This is a genomic window from Oscillatoria sp. HE19RPO (genome assembly GCF_024220515.1).
Classification (GTDB): domain Bacteria; phylum Cyanobacteriota; class Cyanobacteriia; order Cyanobacteriales; family Laspinemataceae; genus Laspinema.
The window spans coordinates 1-8,128 of the sequence record NZ_JAMXOT010000107.1; the positions used below are offsets into that span (position 1 = coordinate 1).

General features: G+C 46.1%; 7 protein-coding genes. 3 read left to right on the forward strand and 4 right to left on the reverse strand.

The annotated features are described in order from the left end of the window. Positions 1 to 54 precede the first annotated feature (54 nt). On the forward strand, positions 55 to 318 hold the full coding sequence (locus tag NG833_RS10670) for a hypothetical protein (protein ID WP_254565273.1): 264 nt from the start codon (positions 55 to 57) through the stop codon (positions 316 to 318). A gap of 120 nt (positions 319 to 438) precedes the next feature. On the opposite strand, the gene NG833_RS10675 is transcribed toward NG833_RS10670, so the two are convergent. The 3 genes from NG833_RS10675 to NG833_RS10685 form a co-directional block, all read right to left on the reverse strand. Beyond that, the gene (locus NG833_RS10675; protein WP_254565274.1) at positions 439 to 1,188 is read right to left on the reverse strand and encodes an SH3 domain-containing protein; all 750 of its coding nucleotides are present in this window, start codon (positions 1,186 to 1,188) and stop codon (positions 439 to 441) included. A 146-nt stretch (positions 1,189 to 1,334) separates the two neighbouring features. Next, positions 1,335 to 2,096, reverse strand: coding sequence for a hypothetical protein (locus NG833_RS10680; RefSeq protein WP_254565275.1), 762 nt, complete (start codon positions 2,094 to 2,096; stop codon positions 1,335 to 1,337). A gap of 169 nt (positions 2,097 to 2,265) precedes the next feature. After that, the gene (locus tag NG833_RS10685) at positions 2,266 to 5,877 is read right to left on the reverse strand and encodes a PAS domain S-box protein (RefSeq protein ID WP_254565276.1); all 3,612 of its coding nucleotides are present in this window, start codon (positions 5,875 to 5,877) and stop codon (positions 2,266 to 2,268) included. A 370-nt stretch (positions 5,878 to 6,247) separates the two neighbouring features. Between NG833_RS10685 and NG833_RS10690 the strand changes: the two genes are divergently transcribed. Together NG833_RS10690 and NG833_RS10695 are read left to right on the forward strand one after the other, a co-directional pair. Next, on the forward strand, positions 6,248 to 7,042 hold the full coding sequence (locus NG833_RS10690; protein ID WP_254565277.1) for a YdcF family protein: 795 nt from the start codon (positions 6,248 to 6,250) through the stop codon (positions 7,040 to 7,042). A gap of 361 nt (positions 7,043 to 7,403) precedes the next feature. Beyond that, complete coding sequence (locus tag NG833_RS10695; protein ID WP_254565278.1) at positions 7,404 to 7,631, forward strand: hypothetical protein; 228 nt, start codon at positions 7,404 to 7,406, stop codon at positions 7,629 to 7,631. Positions 7,632 to 7,713: 82 nt separating this feature from the next. On the opposite strand, the gene NG833_RS10700 is transcribed toward NG833_RS10695, so the two are convergent. After that, positions 7,714 to 7,938, reverse strand: coding sequence for a ferredoxin-thioredoxin reductase variable chain (locus NG833_RS10700; protein WP_254565279.1), 225 nt, complete (start codon positions 7,936 to 7,938; stop codon positions 7,714 to 7,716). Between the last annotated feature and the right edge of the window lie 190 nt (positions 7,939 to 8,128).

Here is an 8,128-nt window from a genome sequence, read left to right on the forward strand (position 1 = left end):
GCGCCCCTACATTGAGAAGGCTACTCCGTTGATCCGTCACTACCAACGAACGTTTTGGAGATTTTATTTTTTGGAGTTCCCTTAGTAAATGCGGCGCAGTGGGATGATGATGGGCGGTATCAGGGAGGGGTCTCGGGAGAAGGCGATCGCACCCTGGAATTAACCAACTTTGTTCAGAAAGCGATCGCAGCAACAAAAGCTGCCAATCCGCTTTCAGGGGAACCGGAAAAAATGGCCGATGAGGTCAAGCGTTTGACGGGCAAGATGAACTATAGCGGTTCACGGACTTATGCGGTACAGACACTTAAAGGAGTGTGAGCAAGATGCTCGCACTCCTTTAATAGCGAGCAAGATGCTCGCACTCCAAAAACGTACCTCATAACTGTGGGAACCGCTATAGGAAACAATGGGCGATAGAATTGTCCACTTAAGCAAGATTCAAAGCCCACAATAATATTGGCCCCAGCGCAGTTGATTACCCGGTCCAGTATCAACGCACTCAAAGGGTTGAACCCGATCATTAATCAAGCCAAAAACGTGATGCCATCCGGAGTTGTTCGAGGCGATTTTGACCGAACTTATTGTTCCACAATGCTGAATTAACTGTTCACTGATAGTTTGCATTAACTCACTTGAAGAGAGAATCGAATCTTCTCCGGGTCCACCCACAACCAGGACCAGTTCATTCGGTTTCCCTCGGACAGGAGACAAGGAGTTATTTTCGACAATTATTCCGTATAAAAAAGCATTTCTGACGTTGTTGATGTTATTTTTTACCTCGGTCAAACTTTGATGGCAAGCATTACTCACGGAGTCGGGGGTTTGAAGGAGTAAATCCCCTCGGACCCAACCGACTGCGCCAGATTCAACAAAGCGAACTCGATGCCAGCGACGGCTGTAAATATCGGAAGTATTTTCCCGTTGTGAGTCTAAAATTTCTACGCGATCGCCGACTATCCCATAGTGCAGAGAATTATATTCTATGCCTGGACCACTCCGAATATTAATTTGAGACCCTTGAGTTGTCGTCAACAGACCCCTTTCAACGGATTGAGCCAGGTAAGAAGAGGGCAAATCCGATGAAGGAAGACTGGAAGAAGGGTTTTTTGCCCCACTTAATCCGGCAACTGCGCCCAACACCAATCCGATAAAAATGGTAATTCCATATTTTAATGTTTTGGTCATCATTTTTCTCACTCTTTCTGGTTAATGAGTCGGCTGTAAGTTCTCCAAATTTGAGAGTTTAAATTTGAGCAGTCAGGGCAATTTATCAATTGCCGCAATTAAAGAATAGCGGGCTCGGGGCAAAACTTGAGGGTTCTGGTGATGCGGGATTAATTATCCATCAAGTTAAGGAAAGGTTGGTTCGTTTGGGAGGGGGTCAAGTCGAGGCTATACCCTAACTCCAGAGCCTTGTCACGTCTGAACTGATTGTTAGAATATTCTGTGATGTTAATATCGTGACAAATTGCCCAGTATAGGGCATCTGATTCCATGAACACACCACCGGGTTCAGTACCTGGACTGAGGTTGTTAATGCTGTAGTTATTCCCATCGGAAAACACCACCATTGGGCGTTGTTTTGAACATAAAACTTGGGTGGGAGCATCTGGTAATATCCATCGACCCAAGGTTTCACCCATTGGGACTTTATGGGTTATGACTTCAGTTTCGTAGAGTCGCTCACCGTTTATTTCTTGATCCAAGTAGGTAAAAGTGTAGTAAGTCTCGATGCATTGTCCCATGCGGCAATAACTGGTGAGGGGGGTGAAATTTTCATCAATGATTGCGGTTTCGAGTGCTTCAAAGCGCATCATTTCGCCTTCGGTTTGTGCTACCTGGGTTTCGTCAGGGGAGGGGACGGAAGAGATGGAATCGGGGGAAATCGGGATATCTTCTGAAACTGGGAATAATTCTGAGTCGGTAGAAACTACGGAGGCTGTGGAAGTGACTTCTGTCTGTGCCGATCGCAAGGGTTGGGTACAGCCTAGGGTCATCCCAACCGCGATCATCAAGGTAATGATTCGCTGAATCTTGGCAATATTTCCCTGGCGGTAGGGACTGTTGGGACTGGGTTTTTGAAACTCTAAATCCATTTTCAATCTCTCTACTTTCAATTATTATTATCATAATTCAACTCTTACTTTCGTGCAAGCGTAACCCTGCTCATTCATCCCTTTGTCTCGATATCTGTCAATTTGGGAGAATCGGAATGAGAGGGTGCAGCGTGAATTCACGGGGGATGGAATGCTGAACTTTCTCCATTTATTCGGGATGAATGGGGAGGGAAATCAAAAATTCCGTTCCCTTTCCGGGGATGGAAAAGCATTCGAGTTTTCCGCGATGTTTTTCAACAATGATTTGATAGCTGATGGATAAGCCTAATCCGGTTCCGGCACCGACGGGTTTGGTGGTGAAAAATGGGTCAAAGATGCGCTGTTTGACTTGCTCTGTCATGCCGGTGCCGTTGTCGGAAATTCTGATTTCAATTTGGTTTTTCCCCGGGCGGGTGGTTTGAATTCGGATGTAAGGGGCATAATTTGGGGGGGCTATGGCTGGATCGACTTCGGTCTGGGTGACGCTGGGTACAAGGGCTGTATTTTGTTTTGAGTTGTTTTTTTGTAGGGGTCGTTCTAAGGCATCGATCGCATTACTAATGAGATTCATAAAAACTTGATTCAGTTCGCCGCCATAGCATTCAACTAGAGGCAAATTATCGTAGTCTTTAATAATTTTAATTTCCGTCCGTCCCGGTTTAGCTTTGAGGCGATTTTGTAAAATTAAGAGAGTGCTATCGATGCCTTCATGAAGGTTAACCGATTTCATTTGAGATTCATCTAAGCGGGAGAAGTTTCTCAAAGACAGGACAATTTCGCGGATGCGGTTAGCTCCAACTTTCATGGAGGATAACAGTTTGGGAAGGTCATCAATGATAAATTCTAAGTCAATGTCTTCGATGACTTCTTGAATTTCAGGGACGGGTTCTGCATAGTGGGTTTGATATAAGTCTAATAAATGAAGTAAGTTGTGGATGTATTCGTTAGCGGGTTCGATATTGCCATAGATGAAGCTAACGGGATTATTGATTTCGTGGGCGACTCCGGCGACCATTTGCCCGAGGCTGGACATTTTTTCAGTTTGGATGAGTTGGGTTTGGGTTTTTTGCAGTTCTCGTAAGGTTTGTTGGAGTTGTTGGGCTTTTTCTCGGGCATGGCGGGCGGAGTCGGTGGCGCGGGTGTAGAGTTCAGCTTGGGAAATGGCGATCGCGACTTGATTGGCGATCGCTTTGAGGAGTAACAATTCGCGCTCGGTCCATCGCCGAGGACCCTGACAGTGACCACAACTAACTAAGCCGATTTCCCCATTCAGGGTTTGAATCGGTAACGCCACAAAGGCTTGATAACCCCATGCCGCTTGTAAGTTTTGGTAGTCGGAATTCTGGGTCTGGCTCACATCATCTACCTTAATGGTTTCCCGATTCAAGAGTTGAGTCATTAGGCCACTCTGGGGATCCGTGGGATAGTACCCTAAAAGGCTGGTTAAGTCTGGGGTGTGCGATTCTTTGACCACTTCCCAGCAAGGGGACAGAGTCGGAATTGCCCCATTGTGAGAAGCGTTGGGGTTTCCCAACCCTTGCGGACGATACCAGATAAACAAACAGCGATCGACCTGCAACAAGGACCGGATTTCACTCACGGCAGTTTCCAGAATCGTATCAATTTCTAAGGAGTTCCGGATTTGGTCCGTGAGTCGGTTAATTAAGGCTTCTTGTTTGGCGAGTTTCCGATAGCGTAATTCCGATTTGCGTAATTGGGCCTCAGCTTGTTTGCGATCGGTGATATCGCTGGCGATCCCATCGATCCGCAGGGGGTTCCCCTGGGCATCGCGCACTAACCGGGTGCGTTGCCGCAACCATCGCACCTCTCCCGAGGGTCTCACAATCCGATATTCCAAATCTGTACTGCCGGTTTCCAGGATAGTTTTAAAGGATAGATCGACCACTGAGCGATCCTTGGGATAAATCACGTCCTGCCAGAGATTAAAGTTTTCAAAAAAGACTGAGGAAGGTCTGTGATATATTGTTTCCACTGCCGGACTTAAATAGAGGATTTCTAAGGTAGTTCCGGAAACGGACCAGACGACATCATCGATGGACTGTAATATCCCATTGAGCCGTTCTTGACTTTGATGTAATGCCTCGGCAACTAACTGCCGTTCCAGGGATTCCCGTTGCAATTGTTCTAAGGCTTGCCTTAACTCGAAGGTTCGATTTTGGACCCGAGTTTCTAATTCGTCATTAGCTTGTTGTAGCGCCTCCTCCATGCGCTTGCGTTCGGTGATATCGGCAATGGTTCCTACATAATCAATCCCGTTGCAGTCTTTGTCGCTTTGGCAGACTGCTTGGCCCCAAACCCATCGTTCGGTGCCATTTTCATGTAAAAACCTAAACTCAGATTGGAAGGGTAATTGTTCTTTTACAGCCTGATTCCATTCCTGGAACACCCGACTGCGATCGCTCGGATGAATTGCCTCAAACCAATCTCCGGTTTTCGCTTGGTTTTCCGTGAGTCCGGTAATTTGAGATAAGCGGTCATTCAAGTACAAAAACTGACCTTTTTGATTCATCCGGAAGATGCCCACCGGGGAAATCGATGCTAAGGTATGATAACGATGTTCACTTTCTTTCAGAGCCGCTTCGGCACGTTTTCGTTCTCGAATATCCTGAGCTAAACAGACGACTGCCTGAATAGAGCCCCCTTCTTCTCGCATCACCGAGGCGGAAAAATAAACCGGGATAGTCTGCCCATCTTTGCTCAAAAACTCCACTTCCCGACGACCGATTAAGCTATTGGCGATTCCGGCTTGTGTCGCCAATTCGTCATAGGTAATTTGGTCTTTTAAAAGGGTGCTAATAGACCTCCCTAACAATTCGGTATCGTCTTCATAGCCAAGCAAAAATAAAGTGGCAAAATTAAAGTCCCGAATTGTGCCATCAGGGTTTAAGACAATTAAAGCATCAAGGAGAGATTTAAAAATATTATCAACATAATGCTTGGACACCGTTTTTTTGGTAAGTTCCTCTGCCATATTATTAAAGGCATCGGCTAAAATGCCAATTTCGCTCCGACTGTTGATCTGAACCCGGACATCTAATTTACCTTGTCCAATGGCGATGGCCGCATTTTTGAGTTTAATAATCGGTTTAGCAATATTCTCGGCGAGGAGGAGTCCCAAGCTAATGGCTAGAAGCGCGCTTAAAATAATTAAAATTAAATTGACAAAATTAGCTTGACGGGTCTGACTGATAATTGTTTTCTTTTCTTGCTGCAGTTCATAAATAGACTGAGAAGTTTTACCCCTGAGTTTTTCAACAAAAACATATTCTAATTCTTCTAGTTCTTGATATAATCTAAAAATTGAAGAAGCATTGGCGTCTTGAGATTTTAATTTAATAATTTTTTGAGCAACTTGGTCAATTTCTTGCGTGAGTTGCGTCACTTCTTCTAGGAACTCTCGCTCTTCTCCACTGTTGGGGGTTACCTGGTCTAATTGAACCAGCCATATTTGTAGGGTTTCAAAGGCTTCTTGATATTCCCCGGGCTCTCCTTCTACGAAACTAGGTGGGGCAGTGGTCGGGTTTTCACCCAACCCCTCTAGTTCTGATTGGAATAGCGCGTAGGAGGTGACTTCAGTGATCATCCGCAAAGAAGTAACTTTAATTTCCTCTAAAGCCACAATTTTGGGGACTTTTAGAGTAGAAATATTCTCAAGTTTTCTATTGATTTTCTGATTAAAGCTGACATGATTAATGCCCAGGAGAGAAACAACGGCGGTTAACCCCAAAAAACTGGAAACCAATTTTGTTTGTAACTTCATCTTTTTTTGAACGAAGAATAAAAATAAAGGGAAATAGATGAACCATTACTCTAGGGATGAGGTCGATTGATATGGACCTACCTGGGGTCATGAATCGATCCGATCAAGGCAGGCGATCGCTGCGGGACCTCCCCCGGTAGACTTACCGGCAAGGCGCTTTTAGAGATTAACCCGGGTATAGCAGAACCAAAAGACAGCTTGCCGATCGCCTCTCCATTAGTTTTGATGCCGAAGAACCCCTGCCTCGATTCAGGACAGTCGCCTGAGAACCGCAAAAGGGGTTCAGTCGCACTCCCTGACTCAGAATGGTAGAGGCAGTCGATGCTACCCTATTCTAAGAGTTCCCGCTTGACCTGTTGGTTTGACTAGAATGTTTTTATTTCTTTCCAAGCTGCTTCCCATCTTCATTTACCCCCTCGGACTCAGTTGCTTATTGATGTTGGTGGCATTAGTAACCCTATGGAAACGACCCAAATGGGCATCGGCGGCGATCGCCTCGGCATTGGTAATCTTACTCCTGAGCAGTAATGGATGGGTTGCCAACGGCATCGCGCAATCCCTGGAATGGCAGCATTTACCCTCTGGGGAACTCCCGAATGCAGCGGCAATTGTTGTCTTAGGCGGCGGTACCAAACCGGCAATTTACCCCCGTCCCTGGGTGGATGTCAGTGAAGCGGGCGATCGCGTCCTGTATGGGGCCGAACTCTACAACCAAGGCAAAGCACCTATCGTCATTCTCTCCGGGGGTCGCATTGAATGGAAAGGTGGCGGCCCTCCAGAAGCAGAAGACATGGCCCAAATTGTCAGGGCAATGGGAGTCCCTAACTCAGCGATTCTCCAGGAACCCAATTCCCTGAATACTTATCAGAATGCCGTGGAAGTCCGCAAACTCCTAGAAGCACGAAATATTGAAAAGCGCGTCTTACTCGTCACCTCCGCCACCCATATGCCCCGATCGCTGCGGATCTTCCAACGTCAAGGCATCGATGCCATTCCTGCACCCACGGATTTTCTCGTCTCCCAACAGGAACTCGACGAACTCTCTGAATCTTGGCAATCCGTCACCCTGAATATTCTCCCAGATGCCTATCGCCTCCAACAAACCACCCAATCTCTCAAAGAATATCTTGGCACAATCATCTATCGCCTCAGAGGTTGGTTGTAAGGGTTGCAATTGTTAGGAGTTTCCGACATTTGCCCCCATGCTCTTCCGGAAAGGCAGATGTTAGAATCAGGGCAGTTGTCCTAGGGTATCGGTACAATTGTAGATTCCAGGGACAAGAAACCGGGTTTCTCCCCCAAAGTCAGTTACGAATTGCCAAAATTTTGGAGAGAAACCCGGTTTCTAACCCATGAAGTACCCATCCCCTAGAGGATCGGGATTGCTTTGAGAAAGTGGATTGTTTTATAAAATTCAGGCATTTTTTTTAGCCAATTAGAACCGAAACTCGGTTTCTAGTCCCCGGAATTGAAAACCGACCCGGTAACCCTGGGGCGATAACAAAAAGATTTAGGTAAAAATAATTATGATGCTTCCTAACGAGTTTCCCCAAAGTGCGCCTATTCCCCAAGATGTGGCTGAAAATTTAGAATCGGCACAAGTTACTCGGCAATTTTATCATGAACTAGAATATCGTCAAGCCTTTGACGGGTATTGCCACTGGTACTATCAAACCGCAGAACGTCACAGGAAAGAGGTTCAAAAAATGCGGGGTGATATTAATATTCTCGGCTGGTTTACCCGGCGAAAATAACCGGGGATGTTTTCAATTAGCAATTAGCAAGACCGCTAATTGCTAATCAGTCAGCGAAGTTCACACCGAGTCAGTTGAGCAGTTATTCAATGGCTTCTATCTCATCTTCGCGGAAGTGGGCTTTAAATTTTTTGTCAAATTGAACGTAGACTGGCAGGTTAGCACTCACGGGTCTCCCCTGCCATTCCGTAACAATTCCTATAACTTCGCCTTCGTGACCCTTGACATCATAGGGCTCATTGCGATGTTCGGGACTGTGGTAAACGATAACCGACTTTGTGATCCGGACGCGATCGCCAACTTTCATAGATCTCTGTTAATTCTAAGGTTCTCTTCTCTGGCCGACTGCAAAGTGCAGGGTTTCAGTATCTTATCAAACAGCGTTTCCCTTTGGTGATTGGTCCTTGGTGATTGGTCCTTGGTGATTGGTCCTTGGTGATTGGTCCTTGGTGATTGGTCCTTGGTGGGTGGTCCTTGGTGATTGGTCCTTGGTGATT